At 48.8% G+C, this 21,531-nt stretch carries 25 protein-coding genes and 2 pseudogenes; 6 read left to right on the top strand and 21 right to left on the bottom strand.

Features of this window, described 5'->3' with window-relative positions:
• Window positions 1-21: 21 nt before the first annotated feature.
• Together JEM67_RS21665 and JEM67_RS21660 are read right to left on the bottom strand one after the other, a co-directional pair.
• A pseudogene (locus JEM67_RS21665) lies at window positions 22-147 on the bottom strand (oxidoreductase); the annotation flags it as partial.
• 154 nt (window positions 148-301) lie between these two features.
• The gene (locus JEM67_RS21660) at window positions 302-1,126 is read right to left on the bottom strand and encodes an exotoxin (RefSeq protein WP_199636764.1); all 825 of its coding nucleotides are present in this window, start codon (window positions 1,124-1,126) and stop codon (window positions 302-304) included.
• A gap of 191 nt (window positions 1,127-1,317) precedes the next feature.
• On the opposite strand from JEM67_RS21660, the gene JEM67_RS21655 reads away from it, so the two are divergent.
• Entirely contained in the window at window positions 1,318-1,581 is a 264-nt protein-coding gene (locus tag JEM67_RS21655; protein ID WP_199636770.1) for a hypothetical protein, read from the top strand.
• A 4-nt stretch (window positions 1,582-1,585) separates the two neighbouring features.
• On the opposite strand, the gene JEM67_RS21650 is transcribed toward JEM67_RS21655, so the two are convergent.
• Complete coding sequence (locus JEM67_RS21650; protein WP_013814203.1) at window positions 1,586-1,843, bottom strand: hypothetical protein; 258 nt, start codon at window positions 1,841-1,843, stop codon at window positions 1,586-1,588.
• A gap of 54 nt (window positions 1,844-1,897) precedes the next feature.
• Between JEM67_RS21650 and JEM67_RS21645 the strand changes: the two genes are divergently transcribed.
• Window positions 1,898-2,086, top strand: a complete 189-nt coding sequence (locus JEM67_RS21645) for a hypothetical protein (protein ID WP_199636775.1) — start codon at window positions 1,898-1,900, stop codon at window positions 2,084-2,086.
• A gap of 30 nt (window positions 2,087-2,116) precedes the next feature.
• Here the strand turns inward: JEM67_RS21645 and JEM67_RS21640 are convergent, their stop codons facing one another.
• From JEM67_RS21640 to JEM67_RS21600, 9 genes are all read right to left on the bottom strand, one after another.
• The gene (locus JEM67_RS21640) at window positions 2,117-2,821 is read right to left on the bottom strand and encodes a helix-turn-helix transcriptional regulator (RefSeq protein WP_199636781.1); all 705 of its coding nucleotides are present in this window, start codon (window positions 2,819-2,821) and stop codon (window positions 2,117-2,119) included.
• Window positions 2,822-2,823: 2 nt separating this feature from the next.
• Window positions 2,824-3,756, bottom strand: a complete 933-nt coding sequence (locus JEM67_RS21635) for an NAD(P)-dependent alcohol dehydrogenase (RefSeq protein WP_199636786.1) — start codon at window positions 3,754-3,756, stop codon at window positions 2,824-2,826.
• A gap of 185 nt (window positions 3,757-3,941) precedes the next feature.
• Window positions 3,942-4,730 (bottom strand): carboxymuconolactone decarboxylase family protein, encoded by a 789-nt coding sequence (locus JEM67_RS21630; RefSeq protein ID WP_199636792.1) that lies wholly within the window; start codon window positions 4,728-4,730, stop codon window positions 3,942-3,944.
• 42 nt (window positions 4,731-4,772) lie between these two features.
• Window positions 4,773-5,492 (bottom strand): putative quinol monooxygenase, encoded by a 720-nt coding sequence (locus tag JEM67_RS21625; protein WP_199636796.1) that lies wholly within the window; start codon window positions 5,490-5,492, stop codon window positions 4,773-4,775.
• A 14-nt stretch (window positions 5,493-5,506) separates the two neighbouring features.
• Window positions 5,507-6,082, bottom strand: coding sequence for an NAD(P)H-dependent oxidoreductase (locus tag JEM67_RS21620; RefSeq protein WP_199636800.1), 576 nt, complete (start codon window positions 6,080-6,082; stop codon window positions 5,507-5,509).
• Between the two features lie 148 nt (window positions 6,083-6,230).
• Window positions 6,231-7,265, bottom strand: a complete 1,035-nt coding sequence (locus tag JEM67_RS21615) for an amidohydrolase family protein (RefSeq protein ID WP_199636805.1) — start codon at window positions 7,263-7,265, stop codon at window positions 6,231-6,233.
• Between the two features lie 141 nt (window positions 7,266-7,406).
• Window positions 7,407-8,354, bottom strand: a complete 948-nt coding sequence (locus tag JEM67_RS21610; RefSeq protein WP_199636809.1) for an aldo/keto reductase — start codon at window positions 8,352-8,354, stop codon at window positions 7,407-7,409.
• 102 nt (window positions 8,355-8,456) lie between these two features.
• Complete coding sequence (locus JEM67_RS21605) at window positions 8,457-9,146, bottom strand: type 1 glutamine amidotransferase domain-containing protein (protein WP_199636813.1); 690 nt, start codon at window positions 9,144-9,146, stop codon at window positions 8,457-8,459.
• The gene (locus tag JEM67_RS21600; protein ID WP_013814194.1) at window positions 9,143-9,466 is read right to left on the bottom strand and encodes a hypothetical protein; all 324 of its coding nucleotides are present in this window, start codon (window positions 9,464-9,466) and stop codon (window positions 9,143-9,145) included. Before JEM67_RS21600 ends, JEM67_RS21605 begins: the two co-directional genes overlap by 4 nt.
• 140 nt (window positions 9,467-9,606) lie before the next feature.
• Here JEM67_RS21600 and JEM67_RS21595 point away from each other — a divergent pair, with 140 nt between their 5' ends.
• Together JEM67_RS21595 and JEM67_RS21590 are read left to right on the top strand one after the other, a co-directional pair.
• A complete protein-coding gene (locus JEM67_RS21595; protein WP_199636818.1) occupies window positions 9,607-10,506 on the top strand; it encodes a LysR family transcriptional regulator in 900 nt (299 codons plus the stop codon).
• Window positions 10,507-11,178: 672 nt separating this feature from the next.
• A pseudogene (locus JEM67_RS21590) lies at window positions 11,179-11,457 on the top strand (recombinase family protein); the annotation flags it as partial.
• 2 nt (window positions 11,458-11,459) lie between these two features.
• Here JEM67_RS21590 and JEM67_RS21585 read toward each other — a convergent pair.
• From JEM67_RS21585 to JEM67_RS21555, 7 genes are all read right to left on the bottom strand, one after another.
• Window positions 11,460-12,263, bottom strand: coding sequence for a DUF2971 domain-containing protein (locus JEM67_RS21585; protein WP_233527755.1), 804 nt, complete (start codon window positions 12,261-12,263; stop codon window positions 11,460-11,462).
• Between the two features lie 482 nt (window positions 12,264-12,745).
• Window positions 12,746-15,079: a primase-helicase zinc-binding domain-containing protein gene (locus JEM67_RS21580; RefSeq protein WP_199636823.1), complete on the bottom strand. Its 2,334-nt coding sequence runs from the start codon at window positions 15,077-15,079 to the stop codon at window positions 12,746-12,748.
• Window positions 15,080-15,091: 12 nt separating this feature from the next.
• Window positions 15,092-15,430 (bottom strand): DUF5375 family protein, encoded by a 339-nt coding sequence (locus JEM67_RS21575; RefSeq protein WP_199636828.1) that lies wholly within the window; start codon window positions 15,428-15,430, stop codon window positions 15,092-15,094.
• Window positions 15,427-15,690: a hypothetical protein gene (locus JEM67_RS21570; protein WP_046374790.1), complete on the bottom strand. Its 264-nt coding sequence runs from the start codon at window positions 15,688-15,690 to the stop codon at window positions 15,427-15,429. Before JEM67_RS21570 ends, JEM67_RS21575 begins: the two co-directional genes overlap by 4 nt.
• Window positions 15,687-16,235, bottom strand: a complete 549-nt coding sequence (locus JEM67_RS21565) for a host cell division inhibitor Icd-like protein (RefSeq protein WP_199636834.1) — start codon at window positions 16,233-16,235, stop codon at window positions 15,687-15,689. The genes JEM67_RS21570 and JEM67_RS21565 overlap by 4 nt, the downstream gene beginning before the upstream one ends.
• A gap of 5 nt (window positions 16,236-16,240) precedes the next feature.
• Window positions 16,241-16,486, bottom strand: a complete 246-nt coding sequence (locus tag JEM67_RS21560; protein ID WP_199636839.1) for a hypothetical protein — start codon at window positions 16,484-16,486, stop codon at window positions 16,241-16,243.
• On the bottom strand, window positions 16,483-16,743 hold the full coding sequence (locus JEM67_RS21555) for a helix-turn-helix transcriptional regulator (protein ID WP_199636844.1): 261 nt from the start codon (window positions 16,741-16,743) through the stop codon (window positions 16,483-16,485). Before JEM67_RS21555 ends, JEM67_RS21560 begins: the two co-directional genes overlap by 4 nt.
• Window positions 16,744-17,287: 544 nt before the next feature.
• On the opposite strand from JEM67_RS21555, the gene JEM67_RS21550 reads away from it, so the two are divergent.
• Together JEM67_RS21550 and JEM67_RS21545 are read left to right on the top strand one after the other, a co-directional pair.
• Complete coding sequence (locus tag JEM67_RS21550; protein WP_199636850.1) at window positions 17,288-18,013, top strand: NAD-dependent aldehyde dehydrogenase; 726 nt, start codon at window positions 17,288-17,290, stop codon at window positions 18,011-18,013.
• The gene (locus JEM67_RS21545; RefSeq protein WP_199636862.1) at window positions 18,010-18,264 is read left to right on the top strand and encodes an ogr/Delta-like zinc finger family protein; all 255 of its coding nucleotides are present in this window, start codon (window positions 18,010-18,012) and stop codon (window positions 18,262-18,264) included. The genes JEM67_RS21550 and JEM67_RS21545 overlap by 4 nt, the downstream gene beginning before the upstream one ends.
• Before the next feature lie 343 nt (window positions 18,265-18,607).
• Here the strand turns inward: JEM67_RS21545 and JEM67_RS21540 are convergent, their stop codons facing one another.
• Window positions 18,608-20,383 (bottom strand): ATP-binding protein, encoded by a 1,776-nt coding sequence (locus JEM67_RS21540; RefSeq protein WP_199636864.1) that lies wholly within the window; start codon window positions 20,381-20,383, stop codon window positions 18,608-18,610.
• Window positions 20,371-21,522: an SIR2 family protein gene (locus JEM67_RS21535; protein WP_199636866.1), complete on the bottom strand. Its 1,152-nt coding sequence runs from the start codon at window positions 21,520-21,522 to the stop codon at window positions 20,371-20,373. The genes JEM67_RS21540 and JEM67_RS21535 overlap by 13 nt, the downstream gene beginning before the upstream one ends.
• Window positions 21,523-21,531: the final 9 nt, after the last annotated feature.

Below are 21,531 nucleotides of genomic sequence, written 5' to 3'. Positions count from 1 at the left end.
GCGTGGGGGGCAATGTCAGACGAGACGCAAAGCGATATCCGATAACGCCGAGGATTGGAGCGGCGTAAAACCGCCGAGCGGGAAAAATGGCGCATAAGCGATGCCTTCCTGGGCCAGATAATCAATTAGAGCATCATCGCTGCGGTTTATCCCCTCACCGCTGCGCGTTTTTATTGATTTTATTAAGTAAGAACCGGGCCACAGGCTTTAAAACAGCGTCATGATGCTTTCTATCCTGAGCTGGGTGGATGAATCAGAAGCCCGGCAGGCGGGCATAATGAAAAATACGTTGCGTACGGTATCAGGGGAGTGACAGCAGTGCCACTGCGCTACCCTGAAAGACGCCTGCCTCAACGTTTCCTACTGCTCTCAATACGGAACTGACTTGTACAGTGGTACCGGTTGGCCCGACTTGTAGGGCAATACCTTTGCTTGCAGGTTGGCCATTGAGCGTGAGGTTTGAAAATAAACTCCCGTCGCTACGAAGTATGACTCCGCCCGTGTTTTCACTGATATAGAGCTGGATTTTTGTCGTTTGATTACAGGAAAGCAATAGCGACCCGGTGGCAGTATTGTTATTCAACTGCTCGGGGGCTAAGACACCGTGATCCAGTGTTAATTGAGGGGTTTTTATTTCACAGGCGTTTTTTTCCTCCGGTGGAATCGCACATATAGACCCTGGTAATCTTGTTATATTGGTACCCAGGATCCCCCCTGTCCTATAAAACATTCCCACGCAACTACTGCCACCGAGTATATTGCTATAAGTGAAACTGCCAGAGCGCGGTATGCCAACAAACTGTTTGAAATTTTGACCTAAAATTCCCATTGTTGCCGAGTTGGAAACCCAGGAGTTCCCATTTGCACTCCAATAGCCACCGGTGTCAGAGGGGATACCAATAGTGTTGTGATTGCTGGTGAGTAATATCTCGCATTTGGAGTTTCTGTAGCACGGATTGGGAGTGTTATCGTCGGTGGTCCAATCAAGGAGCTCATAATAGAATGTTCCAAAAGCAAAGCTGCCGGTTCTTTTTGTAACCTGCATAAATATGCTCGCCTGAACAGTGCTGGTATAAATAAACAGAATTGAAATAATAACGATGACATATTTCTTAATGTAATTCATAAGGCTGGCCTTAAGGGCGTGAAGTGTACTTTACTTTCATAAAGGATATCAGTCTTATCCTGTTTTTGGAATTATATATATAAATATATGAGTAATTAGTTTTAAATTCTATTTAATAATACTTTTTTAGTGTTTTGTTTTTATAGTGATGGTTTTTTGACTGATTGGTTTTGAATTATGACGAGTTATATATGAATTATTTATTGTTTGAATGCGGCTTTCTTATTTGGCTTATGGGTTTAATATTAGTTTTTAAGGTTTCTCCTGTTAGCCAGGTTCTGGAAGGCCGGTTTCTGCTTTTCAGGGAGCCGGACGGTGAGGTTTATTTCTATATCATTAGTTTTGATATTCTGGTGTGCTGCAGAGATAAAAACCGCCATGCGAAATTGCGGTTTTTATCGGTATTATATTTGACTCTGATGGTAGAGCCGGTGGCCTATTTTTTTTTGGCGTGAATAATCAGCCTTTTTTCAACAAAACATCTATCAGCGAGGTAAATACAGCGCCTGTAGAAAAAGCCTGTTCTGTTTTGCGCTCCTCATCTTTGATGTCTTTAAATCTGATAACGGCGGCCTCCGGGGACAGGGCTTCCAGTTCTTCAAACTGTTTTGCGTACCCTTTGCCCAAAAAATGTTTCTGCCTGGCCTCGAAATCAGGTGATGAGGTATTGAGAGCAAAAATTTGATCCCCTTTCACGAAAAAGCTGTAAACCACCATGGCATTGTCCTTACTTCGGTGTGCTGCTATGACGACACGCTGCGGGCATCTCTGATGCTTACAAATCAGCGCTTCACTGTAACCAATAAACTAGCTGGCAACCTTACATCCGGCAAGGGTAATATGGGGTTATTGCGTGAGACGGCTAAGAATATAACGGCAGGTTTTTCTATTTTATTTTTAAAACAGATGATTAAGCGTGATTGTGAGGCGATGCCGGGTGAAGCATGGAGGCATCGGTGACTGCTCGACATTTATGGCATATACCTAAAATCAGCAAATGTCGCCCTGACCGTTGCACGGCCGCATCTCGAGAGCGCGCCACTCCTTAACGAGCAGCCGGCGACTCCGAAGGTAGCGTTCGGTAAGAACTTCCGCGCTAGTGATATCGTCCATGCCGATCACCCGGAACTGTTCATCCAGCTCGCACCAGGCTGCGATAAATCGTTTGGCTTCAATAAAGCCGAGCATGATCGGCCATATTACCTGCTCATCTTTCGGTGCGTGTTCGAGAGACAGCTTGATGCGCAGCTTACGCTGCTCGCGAAGCGCTCGGCGGACTTCGCTCAGATCAAGATGTATCGAGCCTTTCAGAGAATGGCCTACATAGATAGTGTCATCGTCGAAGGCTGAACGCATGTCGGGTGGAAGGACTGCATTGATTTTGGCCAGCGCGTTTGTCACCGCAAGGGCTAACCTGGCGTCGGTCTGACGACTGACCCACTTGGCGCCGGTCGCGAGCGCCAGGATTTCTTCTTCGGTAAAAGACATGGGCGGCAGCAGAAACCCTGGCCGCAGGATGTAGCCGACGCCTGGCTCGCCGTCGATGTCGGCTCCCATGTCTTGCAGTGTGGCAATGTCGCGGCGGAGGGTTCGCAGAGACACGCCCAACTCACGCGCAAGTGCCTGGCCCGACACCGTTCTTCGGTGTCGGCGGAGCACTTGCATCAGGTCGAATAATCGATGACTTCTGGCCATGCTTACTCCATCGCCACAATGCCTTTACCGCCGAGCTTGCGGCCCTTTTCAAGCTCGGTGATCAGTTGAATTGCGCCCCCCAGATCAACGGTTTCGCCAATCGCGATTTGGAACTTGCCCTCTTTAGCGGCACTGGCAATCTTTTCCAGGATGTCGGCTCGCGGTGAGCCAATGACAGGTTTCAGCCGTCGATCGAAGACAGCCCGAATGAACTTGCCCAGGTCGGGGTTGAGATCAAGGAACACGCCCCCGCGGCGTAGCATAGCCACGCCGGCGGATAGGGTCATTGTCGCAGCAGTGTCGTATACCACATCGAAGCGCGTGGTTATTGACGACAAATCCGTTGCGCGATAGTCGTAGACAGTCTGTACGCCAAGTGATTTGGCACGCTCCCTGTCTCGGGAGCTGCAACTTCCGGAAACGACCGCACCGAAAAGCCGTGCGATCTGCGCAGATGCCTCGCCAACCGCTCCGGCACAGCCATTAATGAAGACGTGCTGACCCGCTTGCAGCTTGGCCTTGTCGATCAGCCCGTTCCATGCCGTAACGCCCGGAGTACCCAGACAGGCGGCATCCTCGAAGGAGACACTCTCGGGCTTCCTGGCCAGGAAGTTTTCTTTCGTGATCACTGACTGACCAAGCGCACCGCTTTCCTTGAAGCGAGCGAGACCGAAGACGGCGTCGCCGACCCGGAAGCGCGAGACACCTGGGCCAATGGACGTGACGATACCGGAAAAATCCATTCCCATTGTGCGGGGAAAACGTCTGCCGGTGACGATCTTCATCAGTCCGTTGCGCAGCTTCCAGTCGATTGGGTTGATTGCCGCGAACCTGACTCGCACGGCCACTTCATCGCTACCGGGCGTGGGCAACTCAAACTCATCGACCCGCATCAACTCCGGGCCACCATAACTGTCGTACTGAATACGTTTCATGTGCTTCACCAAGGTTTGAGCGGTTCTAGTCGAGGTACGTTGCAAATCCTTCTAAAAAACAGGAGGAGATGAGCGCGATTTGGATGTCTCTCTGCTTGCTGAGACAGCCTATAACGCCGTGATGCCAGTTTCTGGCACCATTCGTTAGGTTCTTTTGGCACCGCTAATCCAGGGCGCTCGATCCTTTATCGGGTGCGTAGCACTTCACCGACCACAGGGGCTGCTGAAAAGGCATTTGGCCAGCCGGCATAGAAAGCGCAATGAGTCACGACTTCACCCGCTTCTTCGGCGGTCAATCCATTATCCATGGCCCGGTTAAGGTGGTAACCAATTTGCGCGCTCTGCCCCGATGCTATCAGCGCGCTTACCGTTACAAGACTCCTGTCCCGGGGCTTAAGCGCCGGCCTCTGCCAAAGATCGAGAAAGAGAGGGGAGGTGGTGAATTTGACCAGCCCGGGGGAAATTGGCGCGACATTTTTTTCCACCGTTTCTGAACGCTGCCGTTCGGCATCCTGATTAAGCGGCAGAAGTGCAGGAGAGGCCTCGGCTAACTGTTGTGCAGTGACGCCACGCTCCTGAAAAACACCTTTAGTGACTGCGATAGCCGACATCGCACTTGGCCATCCGGAATAGAACGCAAGGTGCGTGATAATCTCCGATACTTCGGCCGGCGTGACGCCACTGTCGAGTGCAATCCCGACATAGTGCTTTAGTTCGGTGGGCTGGTTCCTGGCAATCAGAATGGCCAGGGTAACGATGCTGCGGTCACGTTGCGAAAGCTCATCACGTTTCCAGAGATCGTCCGTAATGGCTTCGCTACCGAAGCGGGCCAGTGCCGGAGAAACGGATTGGATATCGGCAACTGAAAGACCCGACGGATTAATTTTCAACATAGCCTCACCTCTTTTTTCTTCTGCATCCACGAAATCTGCAAGTACAAGCGACATCACTGCAGCGGCAATAATCTCTTTCATTGCAAAACCTCATTGATCATCCAATCGACAGAAACTCAGGTGCTAATCATCAAACTGCATGGCGCCTTTATTTCTGAGAAAAACGGGCACGACAGGGATTGATTCCTTCCCGGCGGTCATTTCTGAGGTTTGCTCTATATACCCCCGGAAGTGGGGCGTCTGCCTGTGCCGTTGATAATCAGCTTCGCTGGCGTAAATTTCATAGAAGTACCAGCGATTTTCATTTTTCGCATCGGTTGCGGCATACATAGCCAGCACGCCATCCTCAAGCTTCAGGGAGTCAGACATTTCCGCGAGGACGATATTTTTGAAGGCCTGTTGGTGCTCGGGTTTTACATCGACAATAACCAGGTTATTTATCGTTCTCTCGTTTTGTACTATTCGCTTATCGCCAAGAAATTGCGGTGTAACATCTGTTTTGCTTTTTTGAGCTATGATTTCAGGCGCACGCTCAATAAACGCCTTGTACTGCTCTGAATCTACGTGTTTTTTATAGGCTTCCTTTCCGGCGTAGATTTCAATCATGTACGCCTGATTGAGATCATCCTTGCGTTTGAGTGAGTACATGGCCAAGGTGCCATTTTCAGCCTCAAGGGAAGAGGAAATAGTGCTTCTGGCGACTTCATCATACTGCCGGCTTTTCCCCGTTTTGATGCCAAGCTCGAAAATGTTCATAACGGTTTTATCCCGCAGAGTTGAGTCGGCTGCAAATGCGGGGCTGCCAACCAGCAGGCAGAGTGTCATGGTTATAATATTTTTCACAGGGTGCCTTTATTTTATACGGCCAGTTTCAATTCTGGGGATAAGGATTTCAACAGCGCGATCAGTCGTGAGGCATGCTCTTTGGCCATTATTTTCTGTTGCGCTATTTTATTTTCATCCCTGTCGGCATAACTGATGCCACAGGTATACACCGGCATTTGCAAATCGAGATTGCAAAGCCTGGCGGTGGTTTCAAACTGGGTAAGGTAATTTTCAAGGCTATGGCCAAAAAATCCTTCCGATGAATAGAGTGCTTGCGGTGCGCCGGTGGTAAACGAAAGAATAAGTTTTTTACCGCCCAGTTTTGCGGTTGAACCATGCGCGAACCCGTGGACAAAAACCTCATCCAGCCATAATTTCATTACGCCCGGAAGCGAATACCAGGAGAAGGGAAATTGCCAGACGATCACATCGGCTTTCAGCAGGCTCTCCTGCTCTGCTTTTACATTGATTTTGTTGTCCGGATAGAGCCAATCCAGACGGCGAATTTCAGCCTCCGGCAATGCCAGGGTTATCTCATCCAGGATAGTCGCGTTACCGATTGACTCGTTAAGATTCGGATGTCCGGAAATAATCAGGATATTTTTCATTTTCAATAGCTTAAAAGTTAATTGTTTACCAGGTCACCAGTATAGAATGACCGTATTCTGTTTTTTAGAGTATTAATGGAACAATCACTTTTAGCTAAAAGCTAATAATTACCCTGGTTGACTCAAGGCTTCCGCAAAACCTTTTTTATCAAGACGTTAATCCGAGCAACCGCTCAGCATTGCGGAAGGCTATCGCTTCTTTCGCCTCTTCAGGAACAGGCAAACTTTGGATAAATGCCTTCACGCCATCCAGCGTCTGGTAGGGATAATCAACAGAAAAAATAATCCGCTCGGCCCCCAACAGCGCATAGATAAACTGAAAATGCGGTAGCGTCAGCATTCCGGAGGGTGTCACATACACCTGTTCCTTAAAGGTCTGCGTAATGGTGCGTCGTAACCCCGTAGCGGCCTGGGGGAGGCTATCGTCCAAACGCTGTAACCAGAATGGCAGCATCTCTCCCCAGTGGCCGCTTATGACCTGAAGGTTCGGATATTTATCAAAGGCCCCGGACAGGATTAACCGCAGCAGATGAATGCCCGCTTCGTGATGCCAGCCCCAACCAAACATCGATAGCCTAGCGGTGACTTCATCGCTGAAGCCACCGTAATAAGCCTGTTGTACGCTGCGAACGGGAAGCCCCGGATGGAGATAGAGCGGGACGCCAAGAGCGTTGAAGCGGGCCAGCAGCCCGTCGTAATCCGGATGGTCGAGAAAATGGGTTGATGGCCTGCCGTTTAGCAGAGCGCCTTTAAAACCCAACTCTTTAACCGCTCGCTCAAGTTCTTTTTCTGCCGAATCGGGCTGAGCCCATGGAAGCGTGGCGAATGCGGCAAAGCGGTCTGGATGAGCGTTAACCGCGTTAGCGAGGCGGTCGTTAGCCGCGCGGTTCAAATCCACCCCCTCAGCAGCCGATATCAGGTGTGGAAATCCTCCAACCGAAAGCACCTGCATGGTGATACCGGCCACGTCCATATCGTCCAGACGCCCGCGACCTATGTCTGCTCCCTTAATGTTAATCAGGTCGTTTTTTTCAATTTGGGGGCGGCTTCGATCGGGAAGATTGCCGTCAGTAACCGTCTTTCCCCAATCGCTCAGAAACGGAGCCTGCTCAAGTGCAGCCGGCATGGATGCCATAACCAGCGCTTTATCCAGAGTATGTTCTTCAAGGCAAATGATTTTCATCGCTTTTGATTTCCGCTCAGTGTGTTGACATAGGGGAACCGCTGTACAACGGGGGAGAATGCCTGAAATGGCGATGCCTGCCAGAACGCGGGATCCCGTCTTGAAAAAGGGGGAACCCGGCGACATGCTTCGAGCCCCTCGCTAGACCATGGACTTCTCCCATGCCCCCCGCGTATCAACTCCCGCTTCTTTGGCAAGGCGTTCCAGCGTTGCCATTTCCTCAGCGCCAAGCTGAATGTCTGCAGCCCCGGCAGCGTCCTGAACATGGTGAATCTTGGTCGCACCAATGATCGGCAGGGTGCCTTTCGCAATGGCCCACGCGATGGCAACCTGCGCAATGCTGGCGTTTCTGGCATCTCCCATCACCTTCATCGCCGCGGTTAAGTTTTCTAACTGCGGTAGAACCCGGTTATAGGTTTCAGCGCGCCCACTGCCCGCGGGCATGGGATTTTGCGAGTTGTAACGGCCGCTCAAGGCTCCCTGTTCCAGCACCATATAGGCAAAAAAGGTGATGCCGTTTTTATGGCAATAGTCGAGGATCCCCGCGTCTTCCGATGAACGGTAGAGCAAGCTGTAGTGATTCTGAACTGCGCTTACAGAGAAACCGGCCTGTTTCAGGATTTCATTGGCACGCTTTATTTGTGCCAGGCTGTGATTGGATACGCCAACCTGTTTAACCCTGCCGCTCTGTAAAAGCGGAATAAGGCCCGGCGTCCATTTCTCCACGTCTGAAGGATTATGGATCCAGTAGATATCAATCTCCTCCACGCCCAGGCGCTCGAGGCTCGCCTCAAGCATGGCGCTAACGGGCTGAACCGGCGTCTTGTCGGCAATTTGCGGGGTAAACTTGGTCGATAGAATTATGTCTTCACGCGGGTACTGACGGACTAACTTACCCAGCGCTGTTTCGGAGCTTCCCATCCCGTAGACGGCGGCGGTATCCCACAGATTAAGCCCTTTATCCATGGCGTTGCTGAATACCTCTGCCATCTGCCGGTCGGAAAGGTGATTTCCGAATACGGTATCTCCACCCGCAAATCCCGCTCCCCAGGACCAGGTTCCCAACGCTATTTTTGGCAATTTTTTCATTATGTCCTCCTGGAAAGGGCCGGAGAAATGACTTCCCGCCCGGCCAAAATGAAGGCTTAACACGTTGAACAGAATAACGGTGCCAGCGTGCGGTGCCCGCCGTTAGATTGTCTGGTGCAGCGCGTCCACCAACGCCACGCCAACGCCGTGCGCTGAGGCAGGGTTCTGACCGGTGATCAGGCGACCATCCGTCACCACATTCTCAGACCAGTTGGGTGCTTCATGATGAAGTGCGCCGTGCTCCCGCAGGGCGGTTTCCAACAAATAGGGGACCACAGCCGTTGCCTGAACTTCGTCTTCTTCTTTATTGGTGAAGGCTGCCAGGTTCTTTCCTTTCACCAGGTATTCACCATTGCTGAGTTTTGCGTCAACCAGCGCGGCCGGGCCATGGCAGACTGCCGACACTATCCCACCGCTTTCGTATACCTCTCTGATAATGCGCTGCGCATCCGGGTTATCGCGGTAGTCCCACATTGTGCCGTGCCCGCCAGCAAAAAAGACCGCGGAATAATCGGCCCCGTTCAGCTCAGATAAAGGCGGTGTGGTGGCGAGGCGATGCTGGAAATCGGTCTCGTTCCAGAACCAGGCGTTAACGGGATCGCTGAGATCGAAACCGTCAACCGGCGGCTGGCCCCCACGAATGCTGGCAATCACTGTTGGGATCCCCGCATCTTCCAGCACTTTCAGGGGATGGGTGAGCTCTGCCATGAAAAAACCGGTAGGCACGCCGGAAACGCCTTTTATCGGATGGCTGGTGACGACGCACAACACGGGTTTGCGGTCTGATTTCATTTCATCGCTTCCTCTGGCTGATCTTTGAACTCCCCGGCAAACAGGTGTTCCCAATTGGTAAATGACCCCAAAGGGATACATTCGAAGGTAAGCAGACCGGCTTTTGCCAGCGGAAAATCGGCCATCAGCATCCGGGCTTTTTCCACCGAGTCACATTCAAGAAAAATCGCTACGCCGGGCCGATCCTGTCGAAAATAAATATCCCGGATACTGCCGGATTTATACAAACTCCAGGTATGCAACACTTCTGAAGTCAGATGTGGAGCGTATTTTTCCAGCGAGGCGCCGGAAGCGGGAATATCCAAACACAAAATGCGCATTTCAGTCTCCTGAACTTAACTAAGAAGGGGCACTGAAAAAAGTATAAGCTCGCGATTTTGATAAGATTAGGCCCTTATTGACTTAAGGATATTTAGCCTGTAGTTAATAATCGGTGGGCCATTTGCTTCAGGATGACGTGATGAATAACGTGATTTACAACCAGATACGCATCTTTCAGAGCATTGCCCGGGAAGGCAATATTTCGGCTGCGGCCAGGAAGCTCGAGATTACGCCTCCCTCCGTCAGTAAGGCGCTTAAGCTGCTTGAGCAACACATAGGTCATCCTCTTTTTGTCCGTACGACAAGGCGCATTGAACTGACGGAAGCTGGGCAACAGCTGTTGGAGCAAACCGTAGCGGCGGTGGACTCGCTTGAAAAGTCGCTGGAAAACATCCGCGACCAGAACAGGGAACCCTCCGGCCTGGTCAGGATTACGCTCTCCCGCTTCGCTTATCTGCTCATACTCAAACCGGCTATGGCGGCCTTTTGCTGGCAATATCCCGGCATTAAACTTGAAGTTTCGGTTTACGACGGCACCGTCAATATTATTGATGAGCGCTTTGATCTGGGGATACGCTTTGGCGATATTCTTGAAGGCGGCGTGGTGGCTCGCCAGTTGATGAAGCCGTTTAGGGAAGGGTTGTATGCGTCATCGGCCTATCTGGAGGCGTTCGGGACACCCACTACGCCGGCAGAGCTCCATCAGCACAACCTTATCGGCTATCGATTCATCACCAATAACCGCATTCTTCCGCTGATTCTGGATCACAAAGGCGAGCAACTAACCGTTGAGATGCCGGGCCAGTTAATCAGCAACGATATTGACGTTATGGCTGATGGAATACGGAGCGGACTGGGCATCGGAAGGTTGTTTGAGCCCATTCACAGGTTACAGCCCGACAAAGAGAAATTTATTCCCGTGATGGAGAATTACTGGAAAACCTACCCAGCCGTTTATCTCTATTACCCGAAAAATGCGGGCAAGACCAAAAGAGTGAAGACATTAATTGATTTTTTAACGGAAAGAAAAGCCGTTTAAAATGAATGTCGCGCATGTAAACCTCATACATGAGCGACATTCTTTATGCCTAGGTTTTTATCAAACTGACTGTTTGCACAGGGATTAGGTCTCTCGCGAAGAAAGACACGGCAGTGGAAGGCCGCGGGGCCGAAAGCCAGCGGCGTACCCTGTTCTGCAACATAGACTAATAAATTCCAGGTTAACTACGACAGACACAAAAAAGCCCGCAACGGAGTTGCGGGCTTTCTCGCTATTATCGCCGGATCTATCTGGTATCACCGGTGACCTATTTGGGGGCTGGGGGAATCTGAATAAATAGATTAGTTTGTTGTAATCATTGATAAAAAATTAGTTCAGACTTGTAGGATATACCTAAACGTATACCAATGCAGGAAAGTGACACCGATTTAGAGGGTGATTTTAGAATCCGGTATCAGCAGTTATCCCTTAAGCGAGTTTGTTTTTGGATCAGCCCCATGATAGATCGAACCCGTCATCTCGCTCAGAAAAAAAGATTTATAGAAAAACTGGTCACACTGTTCACTTTTGATTTTAGTTGTTTAAAAACAATAATTTAATCGGTGGTTAGTTAGTGATGAGTTTACCCTGACTGGTCACTTTCAGTGAACAGTCAGACCCAAAAATGCAAAATACCGGCCTGAGCCGGTTATTGAGTTGCTTTTCACGCTGATGTCGGTGATTTCTGCTGTGGCGGAATTTGTGCGGGATCTGTTGCTTGAGCGCACGCACTCAAGTATTGCAAGGGCAAAAACAGCTGGAAAGCGATTTGGTCGTCCTTCAGCACTGAATGAAGAACAACAACTTGCCGTGATTACACGTATGATCGCCGGGATCAGTATCAGCGCTATTTCACGGGAATTTAATACCACCCGGTACACAATACTCCGGGTTGACAGTTTGCTATGTGCCAGGAGCGGACATTGCAGACATGGTAATCGCCACGGATAATCTCAATCGCCTATGTGGTTACGTTCCATTGCTCTTAAAACTTTCTCTAGAGAATCAAATACATCCATTCTCTGCATATCATGCGGGTATTTGGTGTATTCATAACTTTCTATGGCGAGATCCCATGTACTTTTCTTGAATTCACACTGATATAACTGCACTGTCTTGTTTAAAATCAATGCCTCTAATGTATTGTTATTTCTAATGATTTCATCAAATCCTTTGTTGTTAATCCCGATATAGATACCTGTTACCGATCTTAAATCATTTACTTTATCAATTAAAACAGTGCCTTGTTTTTGTAATGATTTTGTCTTTTTTATTATTCTTATTTCTTCTTCATATTGCCAATGCAATGATTTAGTTAGCAATAATTTACGAATTATATCAGTATTATAGATGTTTTCTTGATTGATTTTTAGTTTGCTTTTTATTCGGCTTCCTAAATAATCAATATCACCTTTCGGAGCTGTAATCAGGCATTTTTCTTCATCATCGAATCCTGCTTTCTCAGTGTCGATTGCTACAACAAAACCCTGATGCTTATCAGCATAATGTGACCACATCAATACGTTGAGTGGATTTTTAGAAAGGCATAAGCAGGCAAGGTTTTGATTTATCTCATACCTCATAGTTAATGATTCAATTGATTCATCATCAAGTGCATACCCATAACTTTCGAAAGGGTCATTAAACTCACTGTACGGGGTGAATTTTATAGAGATGTAGCCATCTTTGAAGAATCGATCTAATGAAGCATTGTCTATGTATTTGTACAAAATCATAAAATACTCAGAATCATTCATAGGTTTTATCAGTTTACAGCCTTTCGACAGGTAGGTGTAAGTATCCCGCTTAACAAACTACCTGACTGGAAAAGTCTCTAAAGGGCAATGATCTAAACGCCAGAAAAAAAGATTTATAGAAAAACTGGTCACAGTGTTTACTTTTGGCTTTAGTTGTTTAAAAACAATACATTAAGTAGTGATTGGTTAGTGATGAGTTTGCCCTGACTAGTCACTCACCGTGAACAGTCAGACCTCAAAATGCAAAATACCGGCCTAAGCCGGTGATTTACTGCACAGTGAGTGAGCGACAGTGAGAGATTTCAGGCAAAGAAAAGGCCTGCAATGCAGGCCTGAGTAGTCACCGCTACGGAGTTCCCCGGTGTTGGGTGTGTGCGGTTTGTACAGGGGAACTATAAGTGTCCTCGCACAACAGCGTCCAATGGGTTCGGCAGATCAATAAAAGCCTATTGATCGGCAGAAACGATCGTGACGCCATCCGCTCAACGCATTTCGCACTTGGGGAGCCAGTCGGCTTCACAGTCTTCGCTCAATATCAGGTTGGTTTGCATCCCCTGATTGGTCTTGCGTTTCAACAGCGCGATTTCATACTCACGCAGGGTTTGCGGCACGGCACGCCCGAACGCGGTCAGATTCAATGGGTACTTGTGTCCCCGCGCTTCCATGTAAGAGAGGTACGCGTGATACAGGTATTTGCGTGGGTTCGCCGGGGTAATGTTGGCATTACCGATATAGAGGCCGTCAGGCGCACTGACCGCCAGCAGATAACCACAAAAATCGACCAGCGGATCGGCACTGCGTTTAATCTCCAGCGCTTCATCGGAGTTCTGTTGCGCTTCCAGCAATACGCGTGCGTCATTGGGCGTGGCAAAACGCTGCATCAGGTGGCGCACGATCACCGCCAGCTCACCGGTAATTTTTGCCAGCAACTGCGGGTCACGCTCGTTGGCCGGTATCACCTCCGGGAACGGCAGGATCACCCGGCGACGGGAGACTCCGCCGCTGCGGTCACTGAATTGCATCGGGTTGTTGTTTACCGCCAGAATCACCGCCGGAATGTGCGTGGAGTAGGCATCCCGGTATTTTGGATCGATAGCCACCGCATCGCCGCCGGTGATCGCTTTGATGCCCGCCCCGTCACCGCTCCATTTCTCTTGGTCAGGCAAAATAATCAGCGAGAACCCAACCACGGAGGCGCGTTCCCGTGAGGATTCCAGCGTATCGATGGTGGCCGACGTGGTGTTGTCTTTCCCTGCCAGCAGGCTGGCTATTGCGGCCATCACGCTTTTGCCACTGCCGCCGGGGCCGGTCACTTCAAGGAACAGTTGCCAATCATAGCGGTTCGCCAGCACCATAAACAGCGCGGCGAGAATGCGCGCCTGCTTGTCAGGCTGATGCCCTGCGGCGCGTGTTAGCCAGCGCCAGAAGTGCGGGGCGTGATCGGCCAGATTTTCCCCGGCCTTGGGCGGCGTGTAGTCCACACTGTTGACGGTGCGCAGCCAGTGCGTTTTCTGGTGTACGCTGAATTGCCCGGTAGTGGTATCAAATACCCCGTTACGAAAGCCAATCAGGTGGCGTGCCGGCGTGCCCATTTGTGGCACCATCAGCCGGAGCGTGTCCAGAATGCTGTTGATACCCGCCGCCGAGAATGGCGCGCGGATTTTCTGGAACAGGGCGGCAATCTCGCGGCTGAGCACCCGGTACGGTAACACCTGCCATGCGCCATTTTCATAGCGGCACAGGTCTTCACCGACCTGTGGCACGGCCAGCAGGTGCTGGTAGTGCTCCGCCAGCAGTTCGGCCTTTTCACTGGCGCTCATGGCTTTCAGGTCGGCATCGCTGAGCGTATCAAACGGGCTGGGTTGCTTGGGCTGGCTGAAGGCCGTCAACTGCGTAAGCGCGGCCAGCTTGCCCTGTTGCAGGTAAACATCGTTCCAGTCTCCCGTCTCTGGCGGTAATGCCGGTTTACCGCCGCTCAGTTGCGCGGCTTCGGCGGCACGGGCCTGCCCGGTGCCGTTCTCATCATTGTCGGCTGCCAGCAATAGCAACGCGTCAGGGTAGTGGGTGCGCAACTGCTGCGCCATCGCGGGCAGGTTATTGGCGCTGAGCGAGACACATACACTTTCCCCGGTCAGGTGGTGCACGGTCAGGCCGGTGGCGTAACCCTCGGTCAGCCAGATAACGGCATTATCCTGCCCCGGCAGGAAATGGCAGGTGTTTTTCACCTGTCCCCCGGCCAGCGTGCGCTTGTCGCCTGCGCCATTAATTAACTGGACGTTAACCGCATCCCCGGCGCTGTTGGTCAGGGGCAACAGCAGGTCGCCGGGCTGGTAAGTGATGCCGCCCACGCGTAGCGACGGCCCCTGTAATGTCAGGGTGTCAGTGTCCGGCCAGCCTTTGGTGGTCAGATAGGCATTCCCGGCCTGCTGTCGGGCGCTGGCGAGCAGTTGTCTGGCCTGCTGCGCTGCATGATACTGTGCCAGCGCTTTGTCCTGCTGTTCCTGTTGGGGGTTGTATTCGGGCAAGGTGCTGCCTGATGGCTCACCCAATACCCCGGCCACTTTCACTGCAGCCTCTTTGGTGGTCACGGCCAGTGCCTTTTCGACCAGATTCAGGCCATCGCCACCGCCGCACTGATTGCAGTACCATGTGCCGCGCCCCTGCAAGTTATCAAAGCGAAAGCGGTCTTTGCCGCCGCAGACCGGGCAGGGCTGCGCCCGCCCCCCTGCAATAATGTGAATACCCAGCACGGGAAGCAACACCGGCCAGTGGCCGGTCGCTGCACGTGAGGTGTGAGAAACGCTTAATGCGGTCATTGTTTTGCTCCCTCAGTGCACGGTGGTGTTGCAGGTGACGGCCATTCGGCCACAGCACAGCTCATCCATCATCTTTTGGCCGAGCGTGGTCAGGCGCGGCGGTGCCACCAGAATATCCGGCTGCACCATGTCACTGAGCATGGTGCAGGCCATATCCATGCCTGCCTCTGCGCCGTGCTGACGAACAAAGTAGCCTTCAATGTCCATCGCAATCGCCATTTGCAGCTCATCCAGCGTGTAGCCGGGGTTCACCCGGTAAAAAGCGCAGGTATCGAGATAGGCATGGGCCAGTGCGCGGCGGTAAACGGCGGTACGGACTTCAACAGGTAAACAAGACTGTGGGGTATTCATGCGGCGGAAGCCTCCATGCTGGCGAGAATGTGGGAATCACAGGTTTTGACGACCTGCCCAAGCTGGTCAGTGAGTACCGCTATGACAGACGCAAAGGCGGCTTTTTGAGCGGCGTCAGGGCGCTGGCCGGTCGACTCAAGGGTGTCCAGCATGTCGAGGAACAGCACGCCGGTAGAATGCGCGTGCTGAAGACGCAGGAAGTCAGCATGCGGGATAGGATAGAAGGTTTCACTGTGGAAACGGGCGGCCAGCGTATTCATGCCACCCCCTGCACGGGCAGACGGCCCGCAAACGACAGAATGTAGTCACGTGCCAGCAGGCGGCGAGCGCTATGCTCGGAATCCGCCACGGTGCGCAGCATGCACGGGGTTGCCGTCAGGGCAGATCGGCGAATGGCCGCAAACAGGAAACAGAATTCAGGGTGAGTCGGGGTGAGGGTTGTAGCCATAATGGCAGCCTCCAAGGTTAGCGTATTATTGCTACCACCGGAGTTCCTACACTCAATGGTGGTAGCCCAGACGGGGGTAGGAATACCGGCAACCTTGGAAACCGGCCAGCCCGAAGGCTGCCCCGCCTGAGCCACCATTGTTTGACTGCTACGGTAGCATAACATCCACCGCGCAAAAAATGAGCGCACTAAGGCCACGACATAAAAAAACACGCGTGGCGCGTGTTCATTTGTCGCCAAGATTAAACACGGGTTCCTACGCCCGGCTGTCGATTTTGCGACAGCGGGGGGACTATAACGCAGGGCTGGACGTGGGGGCAAGCCGTAAGACGCCCCCGGACGTTCAATCGATCGCATAGTGATCAACAGTCGGTAAGCTGGTCGTGGCGGGTATCGGCGGCGGCGCTGGTCAGTGGCACCGGCCCGGCACGGAAAAGACGCGGTTCGGCCTGGCTGCTGGCCAGGCGGATCACACCGTGCTTATCACTGCGGTGTTCCGGCAAGGCAATATCCGGCTGTTTGCGTTGCAACAGGATGGATTCTGCGACAAACAGCGCGTCGTTGTCGCTCAGGGTAAAGTGCTGGCGGCCAAAGGTTAACCGCATCATGCTGCGGCCCCCTGATGACGGTTGGCGATGCGTTCAGCCATCCAGCTTTCAACTTCTGATTCGAGCCATGCGACAGTTTTTCCGCCAAGGGAAACTTGGGCCGGGAACTGCTTGCGGGTCATCATCTCGTAGACGGTAGAGCGTGACAGCCCGGTGGTGTACAGCACTTCCGGCAGGCGAATGAAGCGATCGCGTGGCGTGTAATCAACCGGGGCGGGCGAGAGTGTGGAGGGGGTCTGTGTGGCAACTGCAAACATGGAATGCTACCTCGTTTATACCCGGTGGGATCTCACCGGCGCTGTGTGGGTTCGTCTGGTAGCGCCCTATTATGAGAATATTTTGCGGGGTGGCAACAAGGGAATGTTGTGTGGTGTCCGAGCTTTTTTGCTTGTTTTTCAATCGAATGGGCGTATTGCCCTTTATTGCCTCATATTGACAATCTATGACAATTAATGACAACTCCGCTTACCAGTAATACCGATTGGTATCCAGAGAATGAATAGATAAAAACATTAAATACCGGCTAGCCAGAAAAAAGCTGTTTTTAGCCGAGTGAACAGTAGTGAACACTTGATGACGAGTTTTAGATAAACTGTTCACTGCTTTATTTACTGATTTATATTGCTTTTTTGTTAAAGTGAACAGTAGTGAATAGTTTTATATAAAACTAAAATCTCCTTGATGGTTTTATCGTCAGTTTTTGGGGCTGTTGTCCTGCGGACAGTCCAACCGGGATGAATGGCGATGTTGTACGGCAGTCAGCAGAATAGCCTCACATTGACTGACACCGGAGATAACCCCATGAGCACAACTGCATTACCCAAGCACATCACCGATAAGCTGCAAGCCCTGCGTGATGCCCGCGCCGCCCACGACAAAAACTATCAGGCACTGACGGACGTCATTACGGGGATCGCCCGCTGCCATCAACAGAAGAAAGACACGGAAGTGGAGAGCCATGAGGCAGAAAGCCAGTGGCGCACCCTGTTTCGCAAACTGCGTGGGGAAATGACCCCAGAGCTACAAGCGCAACACCACAGCCGGATTTCCAAACGGGAGCTGGCGAAAGAGTTCGACGGTCTGGTTGAGGAAATGGAGCTGGACAAAATGGAGCTTCACCTTGATTGCGGCCGCTCGGCCCCGGAGGTAGTCGCCGCACATGAAACAGCCCTTACGGCCTTTGCCGAACATGCGATGAGTAAGGCGGTAGACGCGCTCAGTGCTGCACTTATCAGCCCTGACGTCATCAAGGCTTGCGCACTGGCGAAACAGGCTTATGGCGTTTATGGGAACGACCCGATGAAAATGATAGAGCAACGTCTATTGGGGGCGCTGAGCGGCCATATTCATGCGGCCACGGCATTACAGGGCATTGAGCACCCAGTATTGAAAGACATCGGGCTGAAGAAGCCGGAAGAAACCGGGGTATTGCCAGAACTGCAAAACAGCCCAATGCGTCGAATGCAGGTTGCAACTGAGCTGAAAACAAAACGTCAGCGCTTGCAGCAGCAAGGGGCCACATCATGATGCGTTGCCCACTGTGTACTCATTCTTCTTATACCCGTACCAGCCGTTATGTGACCGAACAAACGAAAGAGGCCTATTATCAGTGCCAAAACATTGTGTGCTCCTGCACCTTTAAAACGGTAGAGAGCGTCGATAAGATTTTATGCCAGCCCATTCAATCGCAAACGGTGACCAGCGATGATTTACCGCCGCCGGAAAAAAGGACACTAAATCGCTACCGCCGTTATAGCCGAAATCAAACACTTCATTGATTGAACTAGCCCCGTCGCATAGCTGATTTTGCTGCGGGGCTTTTACCATTCCCCAATCCCGAAAACAGCCTTTTCTCTGGCTAGCCTGCCTTAAATCGAGCGTGCATGCATAGGGTGCATGATTTTGCATTAATCCCCAGCCTCTCAAAACAGCCGAAACCCCGCGCCACAAGGGCTTACAGGGCCTCTGTGTCATGCATGAAATGTGCATGATAAAGTCAGAGCGCGTAGGCGAGGGAGTATTGCGCGCGCAGAGGTGGAAAAGCTACGTCTAGCATCAATCGGAATGTTAGAATATTGGTTCATCATTGAATCGCTCAGGGCGTTCCTATTTAATAAAATTTTACCAAAATGAATCAAGGTCTATTGTGTCACTCTCTGGTGCTAAGGTCGAAGGCAGCCGTTGCATTTGAACTACCATAGGTGTGTGGAATGCGGTTCCTGACACGACACATGCTCCTGCAGGTAAGACTGGTACTAATGCTCGAGAGGAACTATCAAGAGTGCTAATTGAGTTTTTGAGTAAGAATAGGTCGTTTTCATTAACCAATCGATGAAGAAAGTAATTATGAATCTGAGATATTATCGTTGGTGATATATCTGCCGGTCGTTGACTTGCAATAGTAACGAAATAACCAAACTTCCTGCCTTCTTTAATTATCTCTTCGAAAAGTTCAAGCCGATAATCTTTCCATGTTTCTGACTCTCTATTTGATGATTCTGAGAGTATATTATGAGCTTCATCTATTATAAGGTGGAAGCTGTTTTTTGATGTGTCTTTTCTTTTATGTTCTAAAAAGGAGCACTTTGCAATCATCATTGGTATTGTTTTTTTTGTTTCTTGATTGCAATTCCTCAATGATATAAACAAGAGAGGCTTCAATTCTGTGTCTAGATCATCAATAATATCTATCACTTTTTCAAGTGAGTTCGTAGATGAATTTATTTTACTAATTAATGGGCTTATATGTTCATACTGAACATAGTTTCTAGATACAGATTGAATCAGTTGTAGTGTTGCTCTAACTGTGATTTGTTGGAAAGCTGATATGTTTTCCATTGGAATATTTGTTTTAGATAGGGTTGGTAGGTGGGCTAAATATGCTTCAGGAGTGTTGAATGTACTCCCATTTTTATAATATTTATTATTATCCCCTCTAGAAAACCAACTAAATTCGGAGAGTTCTTCATTTATTTTTTGACTGTTTTTGGGGTTTATGATGTTTATTATTGATCGCAGTACACTAATGGTCTCTCTGTGTTGGTTTTGACCGAACATTACTTTTATCGTGCTATGAAAGTAATCATTTAGTTCATCCCCATACTTATCTCTATTGCGTACCAATATATTAAGGAAGGGTTTCTGTGTTTTCTCGGTTGCTGAAAATAAAACCGATAACAATTCTGAATCCCAGAATTCTGATTTCTTTATTTTTAGTTTGTTGTTCCCACTTTTTAAATGAGTATCTAGTTCTAAATATGTACTTTTATCCTTGAACTGGTTATGAATTGGCTTGTATTCTCCGTTAAAATCTATGAAAACAAACGTGGATTTTTTTAATACCGTCTTACCAAGACTCGAGAACAATTCATGGTATATTTTTGCTAAAGAATTTGACTTTCCGCTGCCGGTATTTCCAAATATTCCTATATGAGAGTTAAAAATACCATTTACAGGGATGTGCACAGGTATTTCTTCAAGTAGAGATTTCCCTATTAATATTTTTTTTGAATCAATTTTACCATCAAATGCATAAATGGCAGATATTAACTCATCAGAAATTAGATGTAATTCATCTTGAATCATTGGTAAGTATTTTATGCCAGAACGAAATTTACCATCTAAAATATAACCAATTATTTTGATATCAATAAATCTATCAAATTTATCATTATTTGGCATCGATTCATCAAAGGATTTCTTCTCAATAATCTCTTCGCCTTCTATTTTTCCAATGATATCGTGATAACCTTTCTTTATGACGATAAATTCATTTATTGCTACACCTCTGTACAAGCTACCGTCATGAATATAGGTAGTCTGATATAGATTCGGATGTACAATGGCGCGTACAGTTGTACCTCTAACGGCGGTAACATATCCAATTATAAGCTGCATGATAACCCCTCGGTTGCTTCCTTGCTATCTAAAGAGAATATACATTCAATAAATCTATTTAAATCGATGACATTATCAATTTCATCATTATCAGGAGATATGAATATAACTTTTTTATTATCGATCAATTCTTTTATTTCAGATTTGTTTTGCTTTTTATAGCAAAATACGTAAACAATCAGTGAAGGGTTGCTTAGTGAGCGATGAATTATCTCTCTTATATGTTCATCTTTGAAAGAAAATCCAAAGCATATCAGAACAGTCTGCGGCTTTTCTAATTCATAACTTAATAACCTTAAAGATTGATAGTAATGCTGCTGAAAAACAGTTTCTTCAAATTTGGCCTTTGTCGGGTTAACTATTGCCAGTTTATTATATTCCTGTCGGAATTTCTTAAGCTTTAATTCATCCTCATTTGCTATGTCTATTATTTCTTTGCAGGTTTTTAAGGTTGATTCTTTTTCTATTTTTGCTACTACTTCTCTTATGTCATAACTATCTATTTCAATTTCCAACCCTGATGGGAATTCATTTGCATAGCTTACTTCTATAATGTCATCACTCTTTTTTTTCCATGAAACAGAGCCATGCATTTTTATAAGATTTACTGTTGGTATTTCAAATTTATATAAATCATTAGTGCCTTGATGCCATGTGGATGTATGAAAATTACTAATTTTAAGATAGCGCTGAGTCAGCCCTCTGGCACCATCATTAAAAACAAAATTCAATGAGCTACGTATTAACTCATCAGAGGCTTTCTCGATAAAAAGATCATAATTAGTTGTGAATATGTTGGCTCTGCTTATTAAGTTGGCACCTTTTTTATCAATTAAATTTACGATATTTTCTATTAACATCTTATAGGAATTTAACGTTCCCCTTCGTTTTCTTCGTGATATACCCCCATCAGGTAAAAAGCAGAAACTCTTCTTTAAGATATTTTTGTAATAACTATGAAGAATCAAATCATTAATATCAGAGTAGTTTACATCAGTGAGAATATCCTCATATGTTTTATCTTCATTAATCATTAATGTCGGTATATATGAAGCTGATGCACCAGAACCAATTAGGAAGTTAATGTTTTTATCACATAGGTCAGAGGCTTTAAATGCTGTAAAAATATCGTTAGCCATAATAGTTAA

The organism is Serratia sp. PAMC26656 (assembly GCF_016469055.2).
In the GTDB taxonomy this organism is placed as follows: domain Bacteria; phylum Pseudomonadota; class Gammaproteobacteria; order Enterobacterales; family Enterobacteriaceae; genus Serratia; species Serratia plymuthica.
This window is presented reverse-complemented; position numbering and strand designations above follow the sequence as displayed.